Origin of the sequence: uncultured Altibacter sp., from assembly GCF_963972995.1 — a bacterium.
Classification (GTDB): Bacteria; Bacteroidota; Bacteroidia; order Flavobacteriales; family Flavobacteriaceae; genus Altibacter.
The window spans coordinates 16,047-37,199 of record NZ_CAXAXI010000022.1 but is presented as its reverse complement, the minus strand read 5'-3'; the positions used below and the strand labels follow the sequence as shown (position 1 = coordinate 37,199).

Annotated in this window: 20 protein-coding genes; 7 read left to right on the top strand and 13 right to left on the bottom strand. The window is 42.0% G+C overall.

Annotated features, from left to right (window positions below; translation table 11 throughout):
• Positions 1–7 precede the first annotated feature (7 nt).
• From AACZ11_RS09910 to uvrC, 10 genes are all read right to left on the bottom strand, one after another.
• On the bottom strand, positions 8–544 hold the full coding sequence (locus AACZ11_RS09910; protein ID WP_290626112.1) for a response regulator: 537 nt from the start codon (positions 542–544) through the stop codon (positions 8–10).
• A gap of 104 nt (positions 545–648) precedes the next feature.
• Entirely contained in the window at positions 649–1,092 is a 444-nt protein-coding gene (locus tag AACZ11_RS09905) for a hypothetical protein (protein WP_290626128.1), read from the bottom strand.
• Between the two features lie 98 nt (positions 1,093–1,190).
• Entirely contained in the window at positions 1,191–3,767 is a 2,577-nt protein-coding gene (locus AACZ11_RS09900; protein ID WP_339832320.1) for a TonB-dependent receptor, read from the bottom strand.
• Positions 3,768–3,952: 185 nt separating this feature from the next.
• Complete coding sequence (locus AACZ11_RS09895; RefSeq protein ID WP_290626107.1) at positions 3,953–5,176, bottom strand: peptidoglycan DD-metalloendopeptidase family protein; 1,224 nt, start codon at positions 5,174–5,176, stop codon at positions 3,953–3,955.
• Between the two features lie 21 nt (positions 5,177–5,197).
• Positions 5,198–6,130: a tryptophan 2,3-dioxygenase family protein gene (locus AACZ11_RS09890; protein WP_290626105.1), complete on the bottom strand. Its 933-nt coding sequence runs from the start codon at positions 6,128–6,130 to the stop codon at positions 5,198–5,200.
• A gap of 3 nt (positions 6,131–6,133) precedes the next feature.
• Positions 6,134–6,904: a DUF3108 domain-containing protein gene (locus AACZ11_RS09885; protein WP_290626103.1), complete on the bottom strand. Its 771-nt coding sequence runs from the start codon at positions 6,902–6,904 to the stop codon at positions 6,134–6,136.
• Positions 6,905–7,005: 101 nt separating this feature from the next.
• A complete protein-coding gene (gene hppD, locus AACZ11_RS09880; protein WP_290626101.1) occupies positions 7,006–8,166 on the bottom strand; it encodes a 4-hydroxyphenylpyruvate dioxygenase in 1,161 nt (386 codons plus the stop codon).
• A 212-nt stretch (positions 8,167–8,378) separates the two neighbouring features.
• Positions 8,379–9,539, bottom strand: coding sequence for a homogentisate 1,2-dioxygenase (locus AACZ11_RS09875; protein ID WP_290626099.1), 1,161 nt, complete (start codon positions 9,537–9,539; stop codon positions 8,379–8,381).
• 61 nt (positions 9,540–9,600) lie between these two features.
• Positions 9,601–11,835 carry a patatin-like phospholipase family protein gene (locus AACZ11_RS09870; RefSeq protein ID WP_290626097.1) on the bottom strand — a complete coding sequence of 745 codons (2,235 nt, stop codon included), beginning with the start codon at positions 11,833–11,835 and terminating at the stop codon, positions 9,601–9,603.
• Positions 11,832–13,628, bottom strand: coding sequence for an excinuclease ABC subunit UvrC (gene uvrC, locus AACZ11_RS09865; RefSeq protein WP_290626095.1), 1,797 nt, complete (start codon positions 13,626–13,628; stop codon positions 11,832–11,834). The genes AACZ11_RS09870 and uvrC overlap by 4 nt, the downstream gene beginning before the upstream one ends.
• A 144-nt stretch (positions 13,629–13,772) precedes the next feature.
• On the opposite strand from uvrC, the gene AACZ11_RS09860 reads away from it, so the two are divergent.
• From AACZ11_RS09860 to AACZ11_RS09830, 7 genes are all read left to right on the top strand, one after another.
• The gene (locus AACZ11_RS09860) at positions 13,773–14,645 is read left to right on the top strand and encodes a RimK family alpha-L-glutamate ligase (RefSeq protein WP_290626093.1); all 873 of its coding nucleotides are present in this window, start codon (positions 13,773–13,775) and stop codon (positions 14,643–14,645) included.
• Between the two features lie 90 nt (positions 14,646–14,735).
• The gene (locus AACZ11_RS09855) at positions 14,736–15,167 is read left to right on the top strand and encodes a RimK/LysX family protein (protein WP_290626091.1); all 432 of its coding nucleotides are present in this window, start codon (positions 14,736–14,738) and stop codon (positions 15,165–15,167) included.
• Positions 15,157–16,029, top strand: a complete 873-nt coding sequence (gene rimK / locus AACZ11_RS09850; RefSeq protein WP_290626089.1) for a 30S ribosomal protein S6--L-glutamate ligase — start codon at positions 15,157–15,159, stop codon at positions 16,027–16,029. Before AACZ11_RS09855 ends, rimK begins: the two co-directional genes overlap by 11 nt.
• A gap of 2 nt (positions 16,030–16,031) precedes the next feature.
• Complete coding sequence (locus AACZ11_RS09845; RefSeq protein WP_290626088.1) at positions 16,032–17,036, top strand: succinylglutamate desuccinylase/aspartoacylase family protein; 1,005 nt, start codon at positions 16,032–16,034, stop codon at positions 17,034–17,036.
• The gene (locus AACZ11_RS09840) at positions 17,033–17,602 is read left to right on the top strand and encodes a 5-formyltetrahydrofolate cyclo-ligase (protein ID WP_290626086.1); all 570 of its coding nucleotides are present in this window, start codon (positions 17,033–17,035) and stop codon (positions 17,600–17,602) included. The genes AACZ11_RS09845 and AACZ11_RS09840 overlap by 4 nt, the downstream gene beginning before the upstream one ends.
• Before the next feature lie 124 nt (positions 17,603–17,726).
• On the top strand, positions 17,727–18,125 hold the full coding sequence (locus AACZ11_RS09835; protein WP_290626084.1) for a DUF2752 domain-containing protein: 399 nt from the start codon (positions 17,727–17,729) through the stop codon (positions 18,123–18,125).
• 92 nt (positions 18,126–18,217) lie between these two features.
• Entirely contained in the window at positions 18,218–19,366 is a 1,149-nt protein-coding gene (locus AACZ11_RS09830) for a PAS domain-containing sensor histidine kinase (protein ID WP_290626082.1), read from the top strand.
• Between the two features lie 25 nt (positions 19,367–19,391).
• On the opposite strand, the gene AACZ11_RS09825 is transcribed toward AACZ11_RS09830, so the two are convergent.
• The 3 genes from AACZ11_RS09825 to AACZ11_RS09815 all read right to left on the bottom strand — a co-directional run bounded on the left by AACZ11_RS09825 (position 19,392) and on the right by AACZ11_RS09815 (position 21,151).
• Positions 19,392–20,018 carry a lipoprotein signal peptidase gene (locus tag AACZ11_RS09825; protein WP_290626080.1) on the bottom strand — a complete coding sequence of 209 codons (627 nt, stop codon included), beginning with the start codon at positions 20,016–20,018 and terminating at the stop codon, positions 19,392–19,394.
• Between the two features lie 67 nt (positions 20,019–20,085).
• On the bottom strand, positions 20,086–20,664 hold the full coding sequence (locus AACZ11_RS09820; RefSeq protein ID WP_290626078.1) for a hypothetical protein: 579 nt from the start codon (positions 20,662–20,664) through the stop codon (positions 20,086–20,088).
• Positions 20,665–20,767: 103 nt separating this feature from the next.
• Positions 20,768–21,151, bottom strand: a complete 384-nt coding sequence (locus tag AACZ11_RS09815; RefSeq protein WP_034260195.1) for a TraR/DksA C4-type zinc finger protein — start codon at positions 21,149–21,151, stop codon at positions 20,768–20,770.
• Positions 21,152–21,153: the final 2 nt, after the last annotated feature.

Below are 21,153 nucleotides of genomic sequence, written 5' to 3'. Positions count from 1 at the left end.
CGGCTAATTAGCGGGATAGTAGTCGTTTAAAGAAATTAATAATACCAGGCTTCTTTTCACCTTTAGCGCCGTGTTGTCTAAAATAATCAGAATTTTTATGATAGGAGTCAGTTTCCACCCGTTGTCTGCTGATCTTTCGAAGGGCTTCCTTCTTCTCGTCCAACAAACGGACGAAGAGTGGTTCCAATTTTTCGTGCAATTCATCCATGGGATCTTTAAGGAAAAATCCTGAAGCACCCTTTTCTATAAGTAATTCAGCATTCTCTTCTACCTTAAGTTGTCCCGTAATAACAATTACCGGGATGATGGCATTGTAATCTTTTATAATCTCGATTACGTCAAAAGCGTCAAAACCGTTTAAGTTAAAATCACACAGCACAAAATCGGGCACATAAGACTTCAATGCATTGATAAGGGAAAGTTTAGAGTCTGCAAAACGGATCTCAGGGTCTTCACATGCTTTCTTTAGTTGACGTTGCAACAAAAAGGAATCGGAGACCATGTCTTCCACGACCAGAAAGTTAATTTTTTGTTTAATGGGCATACTATTATATTAGGTTGTTACTCCTAAATTACCTCATTTCTCCCTGTCGTTATGCAAAAATTAGCACATTTCTTAGCTTATTTCCTCAAGTCTATTCCTTTCGGTTAATTAAACCATTGCTGCCAAGGGATTCTACTCAGCATGAATACAAGTCCTAAGGTATAGAAAATTGCCAACATTTTAAACTTGGGCTTAGAGACTAATTTCTTTTTATGTTTTGAATAACCTATAGTTATCAACACTACAGTAATGATCATAATGAGCGGATGTTCCACCGCATAAAGTCTGAATTCCGAATTCTTCATAACCTCACCCATACCGTTGTTCGATATATTCTGAAGGCCTAAAGGTGATACGAAGTACAGGATCAGCCCTATTAAGAATTGAAGGTGTGTCACTATTAAAGCAAAGAGCGCAATCCTGAAATCCTTGGGAGTGTATTCCTTATTCCCTGCATATCCTGCGAGTGCATTAATGGTGGCAATAAGCACTATAAAAAGGACGAGGTATGCCCACCAGGAATGAATAAGTTGTATAGTTGTATACATGCTGTTTGTGTTTTGATGATCGTAAAGATACTTCATATTTATAAAAAAACCGCTTCTTTCTCAAGAAGCGGTTCTTAATTATTCTATTCGCTCTTCTGCTAAAAATCGTAGCGTAAGCTTGCATTATAGGTTCTTCCAATTCCGAAGAAAATCCCAAACGCATCCTGCTGGCTGATGTACACTTCATTAAAGAGATTGTACACATTCCCTCGGAAAGTAAGCTTATTGCTTCCAAACAGGAACCGATAAGTAAGTCCTGCGTCTACTAAATTATACGAACGAAGACGTTCCGGCTGGTAGGTCATTCCTGCTTGTGCCGCTTCGATCACATCAGAAGGATCCACGAATCCATAAAGGTCTGCGTAGATATTATAATCTGCATCTACGCTTAGACCATCGGTAATATTCCATGTGGCTCCTGCTCCAAACGATGTTTGAGCTGCATTACCCACCTTCGTTCCTGAAAGATCCAAGGTTCCACTCTGTATAAAGGCACCTGTATCGTCATTTTGACGAGTAAACGGCGTCGATCCTTCAAATTTCCAATTCCCAATAGAACCAAAACCACGTAATTTCCAGCCACCGCCATCGGGACGATATTCGAAATCAAATTCCACCCCTTGATGTAGTTGGGTTACGTCGGTATAACGATCGGTAAAACCAATAGGGTTGTTAGGATCTGTGCTGTCTACTCCGCCGGTAGCCAAGAAACGATTTCCCCATTCGGTTCTGTAAATATCGAGGTTCAGCCTAAAGTTATCGTTTTGAAAGCGATAGCCTCCTTCAATTCCTGTTATAGCTTCATTGTCCACTTCCGGTTCTGCTAGGGCATTGCTGTTTCGGATATCGGCAAAGATATTATCTAAATACGGCTGACGAGAATAATAGCCGGCATTGGCAAATATGGAGTGGTTGTCATCGAAGGCATATCCAATACCTCCTTTAACATTGTAACCGGTCTTGTTGAGTTTTTCAGATTCTCCTAATCCGTCGGGAGATGCCTCAAAGCGTCCTTCCCGCTGAAAAGATTGGTTTGAGAAGGCACCTTGGAAAAAAGCAGAGAACCCACCTGCAGTATATTCAACTTGTCCAAAAACACCTTGATAGTTGATATCTTCTGAATAGTCGTAGGCTACACGCTCTCCTTCAGGGGCAAAATCGCTCAAGGCGCTCCATGGGTCTGCCCCATACTCTGTTGTTAACACGCGATCGTTATCCATGTATCCTCTCAATCCCAGCAGGTCATGAATTTGTCTGAAGTGATCACCATGATACAAACGCACATCAAACCCTACATTGAAAGACCAATTCTCGTTCGCCTCATAGTTAAGGTTAGAAAGCGCTCCATACCAATTATGGTTATTCACCGAAGCTCTAATAATGCGTGAACCACTGCTCACACCTATACCATTCTCTGCATTGGCAATGTTATTTGCCACCAATTGATCAAAATCGACCTGTCCAAACTCATTTCGCGGGGTCGAAGCACGCCCTAGATCTCCGGTTCCACCACCGCGACCCCAAGAGGCATACAACACAGTTGAAAGGTCTGTTTTCTCATTGATGTCAAAATCCCAGTTCAAGTTAAGTACAGGTTTGTGGTAATAATTTCTTCGGAAGGTTTCACGGCTTCCATTTAAAAAACCTGAATTCCCATTGTACTTCTCACCGTATAAGGCATAATCCTCCAGTGATTTTGAAAAATTCTGATCGTGATACTGTGGTGCTCCCGTGATCAAAAAGTTGAAAGCGTGTTTCTCGTTAGGTTTATACCCTACCGAGAACAGATAGTTTTGACCTTGTCCTGCTGTTCCCTCAGCAAATTTTCTATGGGCCTGCCAGTAATCCAAAAGGAAAGAGAATGCCCAGCCTTTTTCATTTAGGCCGGTATCGTAGGCTGCGGTCCCTTTAAAGTAACTGTCGTTACCTGCTAAAAAGCGTGTAAAACCACCTTGCTTCTTATCGGTAGTCTTAGAAATGATGTTTACGGTACCCCCTACTGAAGAAATGGCGAGTTTTGAAGAACCCAGACCACGCTGGATCTGGATGGCATTGGCAACATCGGCCATCCCGGCCCAGTTAGACCAGAAGATGCGACCGTCTTCCACGCTGTTAATAGGTTGACCATTTAATAGGTAGGCCGTATTGGTATCATCAAAACCACGAAGAAATACTTGGCTATCTCCGAAGCCCCCGGCCTGATTGGCTACGTACACCGAAGGTGTATTTTTCATTGCTTCAGTAAATTCAACGTTACCGGTCGCTTTGGATTGGATCTCTCTTGCGGTGATGGTCGACACAGCCACAGGAGTTTTGCGGTCGTCCGCCAAATCGATAACTCCTGTTCCAACGATCACGATCTCGCCCAGCGCATCTGCATCAAGTTCGATAGTGATGTTTCCGAGGTTTGCCGTACCGTTTGTCAAGGTATAGTTTACCTTCTTTGGTGCATATCCCACAAACGAGATCGTTATGGAACCTTGATTTTTGGATACTTCCAAGGTGAAATTTCCATCAAAATCGGAAACAGTTCCATTTAATGTTCCGGTCTCTACAATATTAGCCGTAGGTAAAGCATCGCCGGTCTCATTGTCGATCAAGGTTCCTGAGACGGTCCCTTGAGAAAAAGCAGTAACACTGCCTAATAAAATAAAGATGAGTAGAAGTTTTTTCATGTTTGTTAGTTTTGGTTACAAATTTTGCGGCAAAAGTATATCAAAAGCAAACATCTTTCACCATGTAAAAGGTTAAGAAATCAACAATAAATAAAACGCTAACTAAAAGTAGTATGAAAAAGCTAAGATATTAATTAACAGCCCTTTAATTAATAACAAGGTTATCAACATATCTGCGATGATGCTCAATATTCAATACAATCCAATTGGTCTTTTAACGGATTCATGAATTGAAAATAATCTTCGTGATATTCTGTTGGTAGCGGTTTGGAGAAAGGAAGATCTTCTTTAAATGGATCTACTTGCTTGCCATTCTTCCAGAATCGATAGCATACGTGTGGGCCTCCGGTATTTCCGGTCATCCCGATCCAGCCAATCACATCTCCTTGACGAACATATTCTCCCACGCGAACATTTCGCTTCTTCATGTGCAGATATTGGGTCTCGAAGGTACTGTTGTGTTTGATTTTTACATAATTCCCGTTACCTCCCCGATGTTCCGATTTGGTTACCGTACCATCAGCTGTGGCTAGAATTGGTGTTCCCAGAGGCGCTGCAAAATCGGTCCCCTTGTGAGGTCGCAACTTGTAACCATAGTATTTAATGCGCCGGTTCAAGTTGTATCGGGATGAGATCCTAAAATTGAACTTGATAGGTGATTTTAAGAATGCGCGGCGTAAGTTATCTGCCTTATCATCGTAATAGTCTGCGACATTATTGATGCTGTCAGTTTGATAGTTGAAAGCGTACAGGGGTTTCCCTCGGTGTTCGAAATACGCTGCTTTAATATCTTCCAACCCTGCTGAAATCGTATCATTGATAAATTTTTCGGTATAGACCACCTTAAATCGGTCTCCTTCCTGAAGGTGGAAAAAGTTAACTGTCCAGGCAAAGATGTTTGCCAAACGGTCTGTCATATAAGGACTCAAATTTCGATCCTGCATTGTTTCAGAAAGCGAACTAGTGATAATTCCTGAAGCTACTCGTTCTTCGAATCGAATGGGTTTGGTGTCGTTGTAACAATTCACCGAATCACGAAAATCGACCACGGCAAAATCTGTCTTGTTCTTTTCGTAAATGAATACTTGAGTCTTGTTTAAGGAATCCTTCGAATTGAGCAGTACGTAGGGTTTTCCAACTACTATACGTCTTACGTCAAAACTGTCTTTAAATTTATTCGCTACTTCAAAAATCTTTTGCTGGGGCACTCCATTTGCATCTAGGATCACGCCAAAAGTATCGCCGGGACGAATGGTATCGCGTATCACGTTGAAATCGTTAAGCGTATAGCCGTATTCTTCAATTAGCTGGATCTCTTCAATTAGTTCTTCTTCGAGGATATCATCTTTGGTCGACTCGCAACCAATGAAAGCGAAAATAAGGGGAAGTAGGTATGTTAATTTCTTCAATTTAAGTATTCTTTTTCTTTGCTACACATTCTTTCCCCAATCTTTTAATTCCTGCTCGGTCCATACTTCGGGGAAAAAGATACGTCGCTGATATTTTGGATGCATGTATTTTGTCCATTCGCTTCCTCCCGTTGCCTCTACTGCTTTGTTGTTCATGTTCAAATACTTATTGGCGGTATTATAATGAGACATGACCCAAGTAAAGTTGACCGTATAGTCATAATGACGCATTGCATTCCTTAATTTTGGGTCCTCTTTTACTTCTTGAGGGAGCTCTTTAAACTTTGCGTACAAATTTATAGTATTATATTCTTCTGCAAAGGTTATAAATTCGTTTTTATACTTTTCTTCAAAAGCTTTTAGTAAGTACGATTTTTTTCCGGTCTTATAGTCTTTTCCCGCTGCCTGCCAATAGAGGTGTTCTAGTGCATGTTCGAAGGGTGTGTTGCGGTCTATCGTATCTCTAAAGCGAGCATCGATCAAATTGATGAGGTCTGTGGATGCAAATTCGATCTTTCGGTATTGTGCACTCTGAAAACCACTGGCCGGAGTCAACGTAGTTCGAAACTTCATGTACTGTTCCACTTCCATTCCTTCTCCCATAATGGTGAAAGAGGAGGTGAGCATATCAAAATATCGACTAATACGCATCAACTTGGTCGAAAAGAATGAAGCCGTGATCTTTTTGGTATGGGCCACTTGACCGATCTCCCAAAGGATCATCTTGAACAAAAGTTCGTTGATTTGATGATACATGATAAATACCATTTCATCGGGCAAGGTAGTGCGTTGTGTTTGTAAATTTAACAGGGCATCGGTTTGGATGTAATCCCAATAGGTCATGGGTTTTCCATACAACAGCCCCTCTAAATGCGTGTCTAAATCTTGACCTATTGCATTGTACTTGGTATCGAGTTGTTCCAGTAATTTTTGGGTCTCGGGGGTTATCTTCATAGATTAATCTGCAATAATTTTAAACGGATGTTTCAGTCCCTTAAATTGAATTAATGTTGCTTTCAATGAGCCTACGGCTAGATCTGCCTTAATAAGCATTGGCATTTTGTTTTCATCGTCACTTACCCAAACCGTCAAACTCTCCTTCTCCTTAAAAACTCTTCCGGCCTGCACGTAAGGTCGAAAGATGAGACACTGCACTTTTCCAAAGGTAGTTTTTAAGGTTTCTCTTCCCAAGAATTTTAGTCGAAACTTGTAATTCTCTTTGTCAAAAAACATGTCCATATCTACGGTGTCACCTTCCTTCAAATTGCGTACATCCAAATTATTGCGCAAGTAGTAGAACGAAGATACCATGTCTTGTGCGTTCTTCGGAAAAGAAACCAAGTCCTTTTCATTGTGCTTTTTATTATAAACCAGCGCCTTGTTGGTATCGTGATTGAAGTCGATCTGAATATCCTTCGTATGGCCTCCTTCATCAATCTTTCTAATAAAACGGTATGGGATGTCTTTTTTCTTATCCACATAGGATTGGTAATAATCCTCTACCGGAAAGAACCACTTAGACATCCCTATGGTGCGACCTTCTCCCTTTATATGATACACCTCTTTCCCGTTCAGGAAAGCATTATCGACACCCAAAGTAGCATAGCCTGCTGTAACAAAACCATAATGCACCCGAAACTTGAACCATTCCCCGTCTTCATACGCTTTGTTTTGTGCAACACCGGTCCCCAAAGTACAAAGGAGTAGTAATATAAGTAGCTTTTTCATAGATTTGGGTTCTTACGTTCTTTACAGCATATACAACATCTGTTCCAAATTGGAAAACCCCACCTTACTAGACGATGGGATTTTATTATTGTTACACTTTGTTATAGCGTTCCTCGCTGTGCTTGCTCTCGTTCTATAGACTCAAATAAGGCTTTAAAATTACCTGCCCCAAATCCCTTGGCTCCCATACGTTGAATGATCTCAAAGAATAAAGTAGGCCTATCCTCCACCGGTTTTGTAAAGATCTGCAAGAGATAACCTTCCTCATCGGCGTCTACCAATATGGAAAGTTTTTGAAGTTCTTTTAGATCTTCCTTCATGACATCCATGTGTGCTCCCAAACGTCTTGGAATATCATCGTAATAAGCCTGTGGCGGTGGCGGTAAAAATTCTACCCCTCTCTCCTTTAATTGGGCAACCGTTTTAATGATATCGTCGGTTGCGACAGCTAAATGTTGTACACCCGCACCTTCATAGAAGTCCAAATACTCTTCGATCTGGGATCGCTTAGCTCCTTTTGCCGGTTCGTTGATTGGAAATTTTATACGCCCGTTCCCATTGCTCATCACTTTACTCATAAGCGCCGAATATTCGGTGTGTATCTGTTTGTCGTCGAAGGATAAGAAATTCACGAATCCCATCACTTCTTCATACCATTTCACCCAAGTATTCATCTGGCCCCAACCTACATTGCCTACCATGTGATCGATATATTTTAGCCCTGTTGGTGAGGGGTTATATTCGCTTTTCCACGCTCTGAATCCCGGCAAAAAGGTCCCGTTGTAATTCTTTCGTTCCACGAACATGTGTACGGTCTCGCCATAGGTATAGATCCCTGCGCGTACTACTTCGCCATGTTCATCTTTCTCTACAGTAGGTTCCATATAACTCTTCGCCCCTCGTTTCGTGGTCTCTTGGTAAGCATTTCTGGCATCGTCCACCCAAAGTGCGATCACCTTGACCCCGTCACCGTGTTTTACGATATGGTCATTGATAGGTGAACTGCTGTTTAGCGGCGTTGTAAGAACCAACCGTATCTTGTCCTGTTTCAGCACGTAACTCACGCTGTCTTTGGATCCGGTCTCTAAGCCTTTATATGCATACGATTGAAAGCCGAAAGCGGTCTTATAATAATGTGCCGATTGTTTGGCGTTACCTACATAGAATTCGACATAATCGGTTCCTAAGAGCGGCAGAAAATCCTCTGCCCCTTCAAAGATTTTTTCCAATCCGTAGTCTACTGATTTTATTTCTTTACCCATTATCTTAATTTTTAGATTCAAGAAGTTGGAAAAAAGACGTTATAGTTTATTTTGAAAACCCATGGTCATTTTCTGAAATTCTTGTGTTTTTTCTTGAATTCGTGTTTCTTTTATTTGATACTATATTTTTTATTCTTTTAGCCCCGATTGAAGCGGCATCCTCCCAACTTGTTTGGGAGATACAGCGGAAAGCGGGAAAGAGCTCCTTCTAATTATTCTTCGAGCCATGATTGATAATACGAATCATCGGCTATCTTTAAAGCTTCTTCGGTAACCTTTAGCGGTTTGAACGTATCGACCATGACGGCCAATTCGTCTGTTTTTGTTTTTCCGATGCTTCGCTCGGTGGCTCCGGGATGCGGTCCATGGGGAATTCCTGCGGGATGCAAGGAGATGTGTCCTGCGGCTACATCGTTACGGCTCATAAAATCACCATCTACATAGTACAATACCTCGTCACTGTCTATATTGCTGTGGTTATAGGGTGCCGGAATGCTCAACGGATGGTAATCGTACAAACGCGGCACGAAACTACATACCACAAAGGCATCGGTCTCGAAGGTTTGATGCACCGGCGGAGGTTGATGAATGCGTCCTGTAATTGGTTCAAAATCGTGGATAGAAAAGGCGTACGGGTAATTGTAGCCGTCGTATCCTACTACATCAAAGGGATGGCTTGCGTACACCATTTCGATGATCTCGTTCTGTTTCTTGACCTTTATTAGGAAGTCACCATTTTCATTATTGGTCTCCAGCACTTCCGGCTTTCTAATATCCCGCTCACAAAAGGGGGCGTGTTCTAATAATTGTCCAAACCAGTTGCGATAGCGTTTTGGGGTGTAGATGGGACGGTACGATTCTACAATGAACAAACGATTGTCCTCACTGTCAAACTCCATTTTATAGATGATACCTCGAGGCACAAGGAGATAATCGCCGTACTTGAACTTCAGATTTCCCATGTGCGTGCGCAAGGTTCCGGTTCCTTTGTGCACAAAGATTAGTTCGTCGGCATCTGTATTCTTGTAGAAATAGTCGGTTTGTGATTGTTTAGGAGCAGCCAAAATGATGTTGCAGTCGCTGTTGGTGAGGATTACCTTTCTGCTTTTTAGATAATCGTTTTCCGGCGGGACTTGAAAGCCCCGAAAACGATAGGACTGTATGTTATTCGGCTTCGCTACCTTGGGCGCAATGCTGTATTGATCTTTAATTTCTTTTACTTGGGTTGGGCGTTGCTCGTGATAGAGGTTGCTGTACATCCCGTCAAACCCAATGGTCCCAAAGAGCTGTTCCGCATAGAGCGATCCATCCGGTTTTCGAAATTGAGTATGTCGTTTGGGCGGTATCTTTCCCAAGCTGTGATAAAAAGGCATATTGTGTTGATTTACTACACAAATATCGGAAAAAATATGATGGTTTCGGTCTAAGGTTTTATTAAAACCTGAATCCCACGCTCACGTACCAATTGCTTTCGTCCACCTCCGGTGAATAGGCATATTTTACTTCTATGGGACCCAAGAAAGTTTCCAGTCCGTATCCCAAAGCAATCCCGCTATAATCTACTCCATCGATCCACTGTCCCGTGGTAAAGAGGCGGTCACCCACATTTGCGATATTTCCAGAAAGATTTATGTGATTTTTTCTGAAGAGCTCATAATCTATGGTAAGATTTGACTTCAAATAAGTGTCGCCTCGAAGGCTTAATGCTTCATAGCCGTAAAAGGGTATAAGGTTATTCAAATTCTTGTAACCGTATCCCCCTACAAAAAAATCTAATGAATTTGTGGTCGAGCCGCCAATTTTAAATCCGCCTTCGGTAGAGACAATTAAAGAAAGTTTAGGCGTAAACGAAGTAGCATAGGCCATTTTTGCTTTCGAGATGGAAAATTGATCGAAATTGGTGTTCATACCTTCCGCAAACAAATAAAGGTGAAAGTCTCCCTTGAAAAAGAGCCCCTCGTTGGGGAAATAGCTGTTGTCGAAGGTGTCATATTTTAAATACCCATAGGTGCTAAAATAGTTGGTGTTCTCGAAAATAGTCCTTGGATTGTTGTCATCGTCGATCCCGATGGTCTCGGAAAGGTAGCGCAGCCATTTATGCTCTACGCCCATCCCTAAAAGAAAAGTTCTTCTAAAGAGTGTTTCTACGTAAAGTTGATTGGTCACGTCCCCATATTTTAATGAGATTTGATTGAGTTGTGTGTCGGTTGGAGAAATGGATTCATTAATGATAAAGTCGATAGGCACATCTTTATCGAAAAAACTAAACCTCGAGTTTAGTCCAATGCTCCAGTAATAACCCTTATCGATATAATAGTCAAAATTATATCGAATGTTGTCCCCAACAATAAAGTCGAAGGAAACAATATCATTATTGGTAAACAATCGCTTTCTTGTTACATTGATAAGGGCTGCCGTTCTAAACAGGTCGTCGTAGTGGGCTCCCAATCGGAGCAGCGTATTAGATTCACTCTCACGCAGATTGAGAAGGACACTTGTTTCACCGTTTTTGTCTTCTTCAAGACGATAATTGATATCTTGGAAGTTTCGGGTTGCAGACAGGTTGTTGATCCCTTCGTTAAACCGTTTGTAAGATGTCTTCCCGGGAGTAAAAAGCTTCAGTTTTCCCAAAACATAGCTTCGCGTATACTTTTCAAGACCTTCAATCACTACATTCTTGATGAATAGCGAATCGCTTGTAACAAAATTTACGGGTTTTCGAAGGTTGCCTTTTTGACGCGCAGCAATGTCCAGTAATTCCTGCTTAAAAAATTGGGCTTCCCGCTCTCCGGCACGAACAATACTATCGCCTTGGTTAAACGCCACGACTGTGAACTCATCAATCTTGGGATGAATGTAAATATCGGTACGCTTACGTTTTTTTACCATGTCGTTAATGGTGCGGTAGTTGTTGATTTGAACCAGCACATCAAAAGCCGATTTAAGCTTATCCCTGCTTCGAAGGCTGTCTTGAACGTCTACTCCAATCACGATATCGGCCCCCATGGCACGCACTTCATCCACTGGATAATTATTAACTACACCGCCATCCACCATAAGTACCCCATCGATCTCAACCGGACTGAAAAGTGATGGCAAGGCCCCACTGGCTGTGATCGCACGGGGTAAATAACCCTTATTTAGGATCACTTCTTTTCCTGTCTCAACATTCGTTGCGACACAAAAGAAGGGAATGGGCAATTTGTTAAAATCTTCTACAGTACTTACGTGTGCTGTTAATTTAGAGAGCAAATTGTAGACATTTTGTCCTTTGGAAAGTGCACTGGGGAAGGAGACCTGAAATTTATCGAAAGGAAGTGTCAATGCGTATTTTTCGGCTTCGTCCTTCTCGTAAAAGGTTTTTGCGCTACGCGGAATCTCATCTTGGATCAGTTTATCGAAATCGGTGTTGTTGAAGATAGAATCCAATTGTGCCGCACTATATCCTGAAGCATACAAGGACCCGATAATGGCTCCCATACTCGTACCGCCAATATAGTCGATACGCACGCCTGCCTCTTCGATCACTTTCAAGGCTCCAATATGAGCCAAGCCCTTTGCGCCGCCGCCACTTAATACCAGACCTACTTTAAGGTCTTCGGAAGCTTTTTCCTGCGCTACAACCCATCCTGAGAAGAGGATACACACGATAAGAATGAGTTGTTTCATGACTTCGTTTGAAAATGAGTAATTATCTTTTTGGCTCGGCTTGCTCCTACTACTGCTGCCAGATCATCAAAACTGGCCGAGGCAATACGTTTTGTGCTTTTGAACTTTTGAAAAAGTTCCACTACTGTCTTTTCCCCGATCCCCGGAATGCCTTCCAGCGTTGTGTTCAAAGCTTCCTTACTGCGCTTATCTCTATGAAAGGAAATACCGAAACGGTGTGCTTCATTTCGCAATTGTTGAATGATCTTGAGCGTCTCCGATTTCTTATCGAGGTACAATGGGATGGGGTCGTCCGGGTAGAACAATTCTTCCAATCGCTTCGCAATACCTATGATTGCGATCTTTCCTCGCAATCCCAACGCATCCAAACTCTTTAAGGCCGACGACAACTGTCCCTTGCCTCCATCTATGATGATCAATTGCGGTAAAGGTTGCTCCTCATCGAGCATTCGTTTGTATCGCCTGTACACTACTTCTTCCATAGATGCAAAATCATCCGGGCCCTCTACCGTTTTTATATTAAATTTACGGTATTCTTTCTTACTGGGTTTTCCATTTTTGAATACCACACAAGCTGCCACGGGATGGGAACCTTGAATATTGCTGTTATCAAAACATTCAATATGACGTGGCTCTTCCAATAGTCGAAGGTCCTTTTTCATTTGTGCCATAATGCGTTTCTCATGCCGGTCGGGATCAACGATCTTCGCTTGTTTAAATCGTTCCATTCGATAGTATTTGGCATTTCGGACAGAAAGATCCAAGATATGCTTTTTATCACCTGCTTTGGGAATATGAACTTTTACCCCTTCTTCTACTGTGATCTTAAAGGGCACGTAGATCTCTTTGGATTGTGAATGAAAGCGTTGTCTTAGTTCTATTACTGCCAGTTGCAATAATGCTTCATCGGTTTCGTCCAGTCGTTTTTTGATCTCCAAGGTATGGGAGCGAATGATGGCGCCAAACGATAGCTGTAAGAAGTTAACATAGCCGTAGCTCTCGTCTGAAACAATAGAGAAAACATCTACATTATTGATCTTGGGGTTGACGACCGTGGATTTTGCCTGGTAGTTCTCCAAAATATCGATCTTCTCCTTTACGCGCTGTGCTTCTTCAAATTTTAATGCTTCCGCATAGGTTCGCATTTGTCTTTTAAATCGGGTAAGTGAATCCTTAAAATTACCCTTGACGATGTTTCGAATCGCCTCAATATTTTCATTATACACGTCTTCAGAAAGGAATCCTTCACAGGGACCCAAGCAATTACCTAGATGATACTCGAGACATACCTTGTATTTCCCGGCACGAATCTTTTCTTCAGAAAGGTCATAAGTACAGGTACGTAAAGGATACAATCCTTTTATAAGGTCCAAAAGGGTGTGCACCGTTTTCATACTCGTATAGGGTCCAAAATACTCGGAGCCGTCTTTGATCAAACGACGGGTGGGAAATACTCGAGGAAACCGTTCGTTCTTTATACAGATCCACGGATAGGATTTGTCGTCCTTGAGCATTACATTGTACCTTGGCTGATATTTCTTAATGAGGTTATTCTCCAGAAGTAAGGCATCAGTTTCGGTGGCAACAACAATGTGCTTAATGTTCTTTATCTTTTTAACCAGTAGTCGCGTTCGGGCATTATCGTGTTGCTTAGTAAAATAAGAATTGACCCTTTTCTTCAGGTTTTTCGCCTTTCCTACATACAACAGTTTTTCATCCTTGTCGTAATACTGATAAACTCCGGGAGACTCCGGGAGCGTGGAAATTTGTAACGGAACGGATACCTGGGCCATAGCTCAAAGATAGGGGCTATTTTACTTTTTTAATAAGACGATAGTTGTAATTAATGTTAAATGTGGGTTAAACCTAATCATGACACAGACTCCCTGCATTTTCACATCGTTTTTTTGTTAAATTGCACCTGCTAAACAGTGTACATGAACATAGCAATCCTATCCCGGGGGAGCAACCTCTATTCCACCAAAAGTCTTATTCGCGCAGGTGAAGCGAGAAATCACAGTATGGAAGTACTCGACCCCGACTTCTTCCAGTTATCGGTAGAAGAAGGAAAAGCAATGCTCTTATACGATGAAGAACCTATAGACGATCTCCATGCCGTGATCCCGCGCATAGGGGCATCAAATACGTATTATGGCAGTTCCTTAGTGCGTCAATTTGAGGCGATGGGAATCTTTACTGTGGTAACTGCCGAATCCATTGTACAATCCCGTGACAAATGGACGAGTTTTCAGATTCTTTCCAAAGCAGGTGTCGCTGTGCCTAAGACGGTATTGGTGAATTCCATACATTTTGAATCGCAACTTAGCTGTTTTGAGAACAAACCTATTATTATAAAACTACTGGAAGGTACGCATGGCAATGGCGTGATCCTTGCCGAGAACGCACATGCTGCCTTAGCGACCATTGAGACCTTGCATACTACCGGGGTAAAATTTTTGTTACAGGAATTCATTGCCGAGTCCAAAGGTGCCGATGTAAGGGCTATTGTGGTGGATGGTGTTGTGGTCGCCAGTATGAAACGCCAGTGCAAGGAAGGGGATTTCAGATCCAATTTACATCGTGGGGGTTCTTCGGAAGTGATCAAGTTAACGAACGACGAAGAACATCTGGCCTTACGAGCGGCTAAAGCGCTGCGCTTAGGTGTGTGCGGTGTCGATATTCTTCAATCTGAGAGAGGTCCTTTGGTCTTGGAGGTCAATTCCACACCCGGCTTGGAAGGCATTGAAACCACTACCGGAAAGAACATCTCAAAAAGCATCATTGGCTATATCGAGCGAAATAAGCGGTAATTTTTTAGGATTGTTTCTGAAGAAGTCGTGCCGCTATTAATAATTGGAAGTGCAATTTAGTATCTTGCCACTTATTTAACAAAGTACCTTTTGAAACGAAAAATTGGCAGAATTGACAAAGCAGATTTTCCCTCACTCAATCTGTTTGACATAGAAGTGAAAATCGATACCGGAGCCTATACGTCCACGATCCACTGTAAAAATATGGTGGTTGAGGACAATTATTTGAAATGTGTGTTTCTCGATGAAGAGCATCCGGCCTATCATGAGAAAGAATTTATTTTCGATCAATACGACGTGAAAGTAGTAAAGAGCAGTAATGGGCAGTCTCAGGCGCGGTACCGAATTTTAACCGATATAACTTTGTTTGGAAAGACATACCCTATTTTTCTTACCTTGAGCGATCGGGAAGAGATGCGATATCCGGTCTTGTTAGGTAGAAAATTTTTAACGAAACGATTTGTGGTGGATATCAACAACACCAATCTTTCCTATAAATTAAAAGTGAAAAATGAACATTAAGATATTATCTGCAAATCCACATTTGTATTCCACCCAACGACTTGTTGAAGCGGCAAAAAAGCGCAAGCACGATGTCGATATTATCAATCATACCAAATGTGATATTGTCATTGAGAAAAAGAATCCATTTATCATCTACAATGGCAAAAAGCTAGATCATACCGATGCGGTGATCCCTCGCATTGGTGCTTCTGTCACCTTTTACGGAACCGCAGTGGTGCGCCAGTTTGAAATGAAGCGTGTTTTTACCACTACCGAATCACAGGCATTGGTGCGATCCCGCGACAAACTTAGAAGTTTACAAATACTTTCGCGTGCCGGTTTGGGACTTCCAAAAACAGTCTTTACCAATTATTCCAAAAATGTGAAAGAGATCGTGGAACAAGCCGGCGGTGCTCCTGTCATTATCAAATTATTGGAGGGAACACAGGGAATCGGCGTGATCCTCGCCGAAACCCGTAAGGCAGCCGAATCGGTGATCGAAGCATTCAATAATCTACAAGCGCGCGTCATTGTACAAGAATTTATTAAAGAAGCCGGAGGAGCCGATATTCGTGCGTTTATTGTCGATGGACAAGTAGTTGGCGCGATGAAACGCCAAGGGAAGGAAGGCGAATTTCGATCCAATTTACATCGCGGCGGACAGGCAACGGTTATTGAACTAAGTGACGAAGAAGAGATCGCAGCTTTAAAAGCTGCAAAAGCACTAGGATTGGGCATCGCTGGTGTGGATATGCTTCAAAGCGATCGTGGTCCGCTAATTTTGGAAGTAAATTCATCTCCAGGGTTAGAGGGTATCGAGAGAGCCACCGGAAAGGACATAGCGACTACTATCATAAAGTATATTGAACGACACGTATAATTATGACTACAAAGGGCAACAACGAACTTAGTATTCTTGGTCACACCATTGGTTTGGGTGAAAGTAAGACGATCGATTTCAGTATTGCCAAATTATACACGGCCACCAAGGTAGAAATCCCTATTATCATTGAACGCGCTAAAGTTCCGGGTCCGGTGGTCTTATTAACGGCGGGTATTCATGGTGACGAGATCAACGGCGTAGAGATCGTACGACAGATCATTGCGAAAAAAATGAATCGCCCAAAGCGCGGAACAATCATTTGTATCCCTATTCTCAATATTTTTGGTTTTCTCAATGCAGATCGTGCCTTTCCGGACGGTCGTGACTTAAACAGGGTTTTTCCGGGAACGAAAACAGGTTCTTTAGCAAGTCGTGTCGCGTACCAACTAACCAAAAAGATCCTTCCGCATATTGATTACTGTCTCGATTTTCACACAGGAGGCGCCAGTAGATTCAATGCGCCACAAGTGCGCGTGCGACCCCAAGACGAACAATTAATGCAACTTGCAAAGGTCTTTAATGCTCCTTTTACCGTACTTTCTGCTAATATTGACAAATCCTTCAGAACGACCTGTGCAAAAATGAACATCCCTATTCTACTCTTTGAAGGCGGAAAATCATTAGACAGCAACAAGCATATCGTACGACAGGGCGTTGAAGGGGTCCTGAGATTTCTAAATCATATGGACATGCTTAATCCGAAGCATGCCGTTCCGGAAGTGACTTCAGAAACCGTTCTTATAGAAAAAAGCAAATGGATCCGTGCCCAAAAAAGCGGATTACTTCACGTGAAGATCGAATGCAATAAATTGGTCCAAAAGGATGAGTTTCTAGCCACGATCACAGATCCGTACGGCACCAAGCGGTTTAAGGTTCGGGCGCCCAATGAAGGCTATATAATTAACGTGAACCACGCACCCATTGTACATCAAGGAGATGCGATCTTTCATATTTCTACAATAGATTCGGCGACAACACCTCCGGAAGAAATGGATCACGAATGAGCAAAGAAGAGCTTCGACACAGGTATCGATTGCGGCGCGAGGCGCTTGCTTCCGAAGAAATTGAAACTCTAAGCATTGCCATCGCAAATAATTGTCTTACCCTTCCTGTTTGGGAGAAGAATTATTTCCATCTTTTTCTGTCTATTACTGAAAAGAAGGAAGTGAACACTGAATACTTGTTACACATTATTCAAGGAAGGGACAAAAGTGTGATCGTCTCCAAATCTGATTTTAGTTCGGGGGATATGAAGCATTTTCTTTTACAGGAAAATACCCCACTGCGCATTTCCCGTTACGGAATCCCGGAACCCACCGAAGGGATCGAACTCCTGCCTCAACAAATAGAGGTGGTATTCGTACCGCTTTTGGCTTTTGACAGGCAAGGTCACCGAATAGGATACGGAAAAGGGTTTTATGATAGATTCTTAGCTCAATGTGCTCCTCAAACCATTTTTGTAGGTCTTTCATTCTTTGAGCCCGAAGCTGATATCGTTTCAGAGTCTATGGATGTACCCCTTCATTATTGTGTGACGCCACACCATGTCTATTCTTTTGGTAAAACCTAGTATCTTTAGCTGAAAATAAGCCGTCGCTTTGTAAAAACCCGAACCGTTCCTTTAAAGTGTTCTCCGGAATAAACATGGGGAATGTGTTTGCAGCTGAATTCTTATAACTTATTTTCTTCGATCTATGGAGGTGTCCTCTTTGCATCCTATAAAACTATATAAGGTAGCATTGTTGATTGTGCTACTGGCAGGACTATTGTGGGTATACCATACCTTCGATCCGTCTGAACATGCTTTCTTTTTGCCCTGTCCCTTTCATCACCTCACCGGATTCCTATGCCCGGGATGTGGTTCACAGCGAGCCATCCATCACCTGCTGCACGGACATATTGCAGCTGCTTTTAGCTTGAACCCATTGCTTGTGCTCTCTTTACCGCTATTGATGTACGGCATCTATAACAAAGTTTATAACTACCTTTTCAGCACAGAACGACGTATTTCCTTGTTTTACAATAAGATATTCTTATATATCTATATAGGATGTGTGCTGTTTTTTTGGATTTTTAGAAATATAAGCGAATGAACGATTTGTAGGAGATTGTAGGAATTTTGAAAGATTTTACTTACATGTAATAAAAATATTGTTATATTTCGCCTTTGAAATCTAACTAATTAATGAATTTTTTGGCTCAAAAGAGAAGTAAAATTCTCATTAAAGATACCCAGAATACCCCCAAACCAACGCCCCCTGTTGACGATTTCTATTATAAAGAAATCGCACAATTAACAGCGGCAGGCGGTTTTAGTGTTGACTTTCAGGAAAAAACCAGTTTTCTCGACCCCGAAGCACGACGCATTCTGCGTACTCCTTCAGACTACAAAGCATCCCTTAACGGAGCACTGGATTTCTTTGCTGAGGACCATAGAGAGGCTGTACTGAAAGCATTTCAAGGCGCTGCAACCGGAAAATCGTACAAAGGTACGGTGAAGATGCTTACTTACGATAGAAAAGAATTTTGGGCTCGAGCGATTGGCAAGGCTGTATTCAATGATCGAAATGGAGTTATTGGGTTTCGCGGAGTCTTTCAGGATATTTCCGAAGCAAAGGAAAAAGAACTGGATCTGAAAAATTCATTGAAGGTGATCGAATCCCAAAACACACGTTTATTCAATTTTGCTAACACGGTGTCGCACAATTTGCGATCGCATGCAAGTAATCTTCAGTTAACCGCTGAATTGTTGGCCACGGCCGAATCTGTAGAGGAAGAAAAGGAGCTGAAACAAAATTTGAATGAAATTTCAGAAAATATAACAACTACCATTCGTCACCTTAACGAAATTGTTGCCATTCAGGTTAAAGCGGGAGATGATAAGAAAGTGGTGTCCTTTCGGGAAACACTTTTGCGCGTCATGCACGCTATACAAAACACCATCTTTACTTCGGAAACGGAGATTTTCTCAGATTTTTCGGAAGTGCCTGAAATTCCTTATATACCGGCCTATATGGAGAGTATCTTCCACAATCTTATTACCAATGCCATAAAGTTCAAACACCCTAACCGAAAACCGGTGATCGATATATGCACCTATAAGGACGAACAAGGTCATACTAACCTTATGGTAAAGGACAACGGCCTGGGAATTGACCTCGAACGTTTTGGAGATCGATTATTTCAAATCTATGAGACGTTTCATTTCAAAGAGAACGGTGCGGGAGTTGGCCTTTTTATCACCAAAAATCAAGTAGAGGCTCTGCAAGGTGTCATTGATGTGGAAAGTGCCGTAAATATTGGTACTACATTTACCATTCGCTTTGCTCAATAGGCTGTAGTAGCCCTTGCGAATTCCTTTATTCCTTAATGGATTCTTCTGTCTCTTTTTTAGCGGGAAAAGCACGTTTGTTGAAAATAATGAGCAGTGCAACCCCAATGCTAATGCTGGAGTCGGCGATGTTGAATACCGGTTCGAAGAAGGTAAAATAATCCCCACCCCAAAAAGGGATCCATTCCGGTAAATATCCTTTCCAAAGCGGGAAATACAGCATATCGACCACCTTCCCATGAAACAGGGTACCGTAGCCTCCTGCTTCGGGCATGAAAGAAGCAACTTGATGGTGGCTATCGCTAAAGATGATCCCATAAAAGACCGAATCGATAATGTTTCCGAAGGCACCTGCAAAGATCAACGAAACAGAAACAATGAGTATACGTGATGCATGCTTTCGAACAGAATCCCATAACCAATATCCAATACCTACAATGGCTACCAATCTAAAAAGGGTAAGGAACAGTTTTCCGTAGGTGCCGGGGATCTTAGCTCCCCACGCCATCCCTTCATTCTCAACAAAAAGAATTCGAAACCAATCGAACACCTTAATTTCATCTCCTAGTACAAAGTGAGTTTTAATGTAGACTTTCGATATTTGGTCTATTAACAGGACCAATAAAATGATGATGGTAGCTTTTTTTAAAGACATTGCAGGTTTTATTTATGTCCAAGGACCGTTTTCAATTGGACGGTCAAAGTGCACAAAAATAGTAATATTATTTGGTTTGTAGCAGTTGAATCGTACCGGTACGACTTTCGGCATGGATCTTATAATCTCCGTTCGCCGGAAGTACGTTAAGGACCTCCCCCGTTTGCGAAGTAGCTATACCTGAAACACCCTGCTTGGCATAGACCATAATCGCTCCGGTCAAGGTTTGGAGTGTTGCATTCCCCAAAAACTGAAACACCTCACAATCACCTTGCGCTAGCGCAACCTCCAAATGAGTAAATGTTCCTTTGGCCATTACCGATGCCAAAGCCGATTGCACTGAGACGCTGAAATCTTTGGGCACCCTAAGTACCATTTCAATTCCCAACACCTTATGAGCGGCCAGTTTATCATTTTCAGGGATGAAAAATGGCGAATATCCCAAAGATAGATGCAAAACCCCGGCTTTTTCTGTGGCTTCGATCAAAACATTTTCGAAGGTTTCTCCTTCGATCGTGGTGAGTAAGCTAATGGTATTTACTTCTTCAGAAAAGATCTGCACGTTATAGAGCACATCGCTCTGTAAAATCACGCTGTGCATTCCTGTCGCAGCCCATTCCTTTTCAAGTATCTTTTGCGCTGTCAAAGTACTTGCGGCACACGAAAAAAGGATTATATATAGGACAGTTCGAATCATAAAAAAAGCCCCGACAATGTACAGGGCTTGTTATTTAGTTGCTGTTATACACTTATTTTTGCATGTTCTTGGCTTCAATGCTTAAGGTAGCATGCGGCACCAATCTAAGACGGTCCGGGTTGATCAATTTCCCTGTGACACGACAAATCCCATAGGTCTTGTTCTCGATACGTACCAATGCATTTTTAAGGTCTCTAATAAATTTTTCCTGACGGATCGCCAATTGTGAATTTGCCTCTTTGCTCATTACTTCGCTTCCTTCATCAAATGCTTTGAATGTTGGCGAGGTGTCGTCTGTTCCGTTGTTGCTGTCGTTCTTATATGAACTTTTGATCAACTCAAGCTGTTCTTTAGCTTTTTCGATCTTCTCTTGAATTAATTTCTTGAATTCCGCTAATTCAGCGTCACTGTATCTATTTTTAGTTTCTTCTGCCATGA

Bases quoted from the DNA above. Each gene is read 5' to 3' on its own strand.
- AACZ11_RS09825 (WP_290626080.1), bottom strand. From the start codon at position 20,018: ATGTCTTTAAAAAAAGCTACCATCATCATTTTATTGGTCCTGTTAATA.
- hppD (WP_290626101.1), bottom strand. From the start codon at position 8,166: ATGGGTAAAGAAATAAAATCAGTAGACTACGGATTGGAAAAAATCTTT.
- AACZ11_RS09840 (WP_290626086.1), top strand. From the start codon at position 17,033: ATGAGCAAAGAAGAGCTTCGACACAGGTATCGATTGCGGCGCGAGGCG.
- AACZ11_RS09845 (WP_290626088.1), top strand. From the start codon at position 16,032: ATGACTACAAAGGGCAACAACGAACTTAGTATTCTTGGTCACACCATT.
- AACZ11_RS09890 (WP_290626105.1), bottom strand. From the start codon at position 6,130: ATGAAGATAACCCCCGAGACCCAAAAATTACTGGAACAACTCGATACC.
- AACZ11_RS09900 (WP_339832320.1), bottom strand. From the start codon at position 3,767: ATGAAAAAACTTCTACTCATCTTTATTTTATTAGGCAGTGTTACTGCT.
- AACZ11_RS09870 (WP_290626097.1), bottom strand. From the start codon at position 11,835: ATGAAACAACTCATTCTTATCGTGTGTATCCTCTTCTCAGGATGGGTT.
- AACZ11_RS09905 (WP_290626128.1), bottom strand. From the start codon at position 1,092: ATGTATACAACTATACAACTTATTCATTCCTGGTGGGCATACCTCGTC.
- AACZ11_RS09910 (WP_290626112.1), bottom strand. From the start codon at position 544: ATGCCCATTAAACAAAAAATTAACTTTCTGGTCGTGGAAGACATGGTC.
- uvrC (WP_290626095.1), bottom strand. From the start codon at position 13,628: ATGGCCCAGGTATCCGTTCCGTTACAAATTTCCACGCTCCCGGAGTCT.
- rimK (WP_290626089.1), top strand. From the start codon at position 15,157: ATGAACATTAAGATATTATCTGCAAATCCACATTTGTATTCCACCCAA.
- AACZ11_RS09830 (WP_290626082.1), top strand. From the start codon at position 18,218: ATGAATTTTTTGGCTCAAAAGAGAAGTAAAATTCTCATTAAAGATACC.
- AACZ11_RS09835 (WP_290626084.1), top strand. From the start codon at position 17,727: ATGGAGGTGTCCTCTTTGCATCCTATAAAACTATATAAGGTAGCATTG.
- AACZ11_RS09860 (WP_290626093.1), top strand. From the start codon at position 13,773: ATGAACATAGCAATCCTATCCCGGGGGAGCAACCTCTATTCCACCAAA.
- AACZ11_RS09815 (WP_034260195.1), bottom strand. From the start codon at position 21,151: ATGGCAGAAGAAACTAAAAATAGATACAGTGACGCTGAATTAGCGGAA.
- AACZ11_RS09875 (WP_290626099.1), bottom strand. From the start codon at position 9,539: ATGCCTTTTTATCACAGCTTGGGAAAGATACCGCCCAAACGACATACT.
- AACZ11_RS09885 (WP_290626103.1), bottom strand. From the start codon at position 6,904: ATGAAAAAGCTACTTATATTACTACTCCTTTGTACTTTGGGGACCGGT.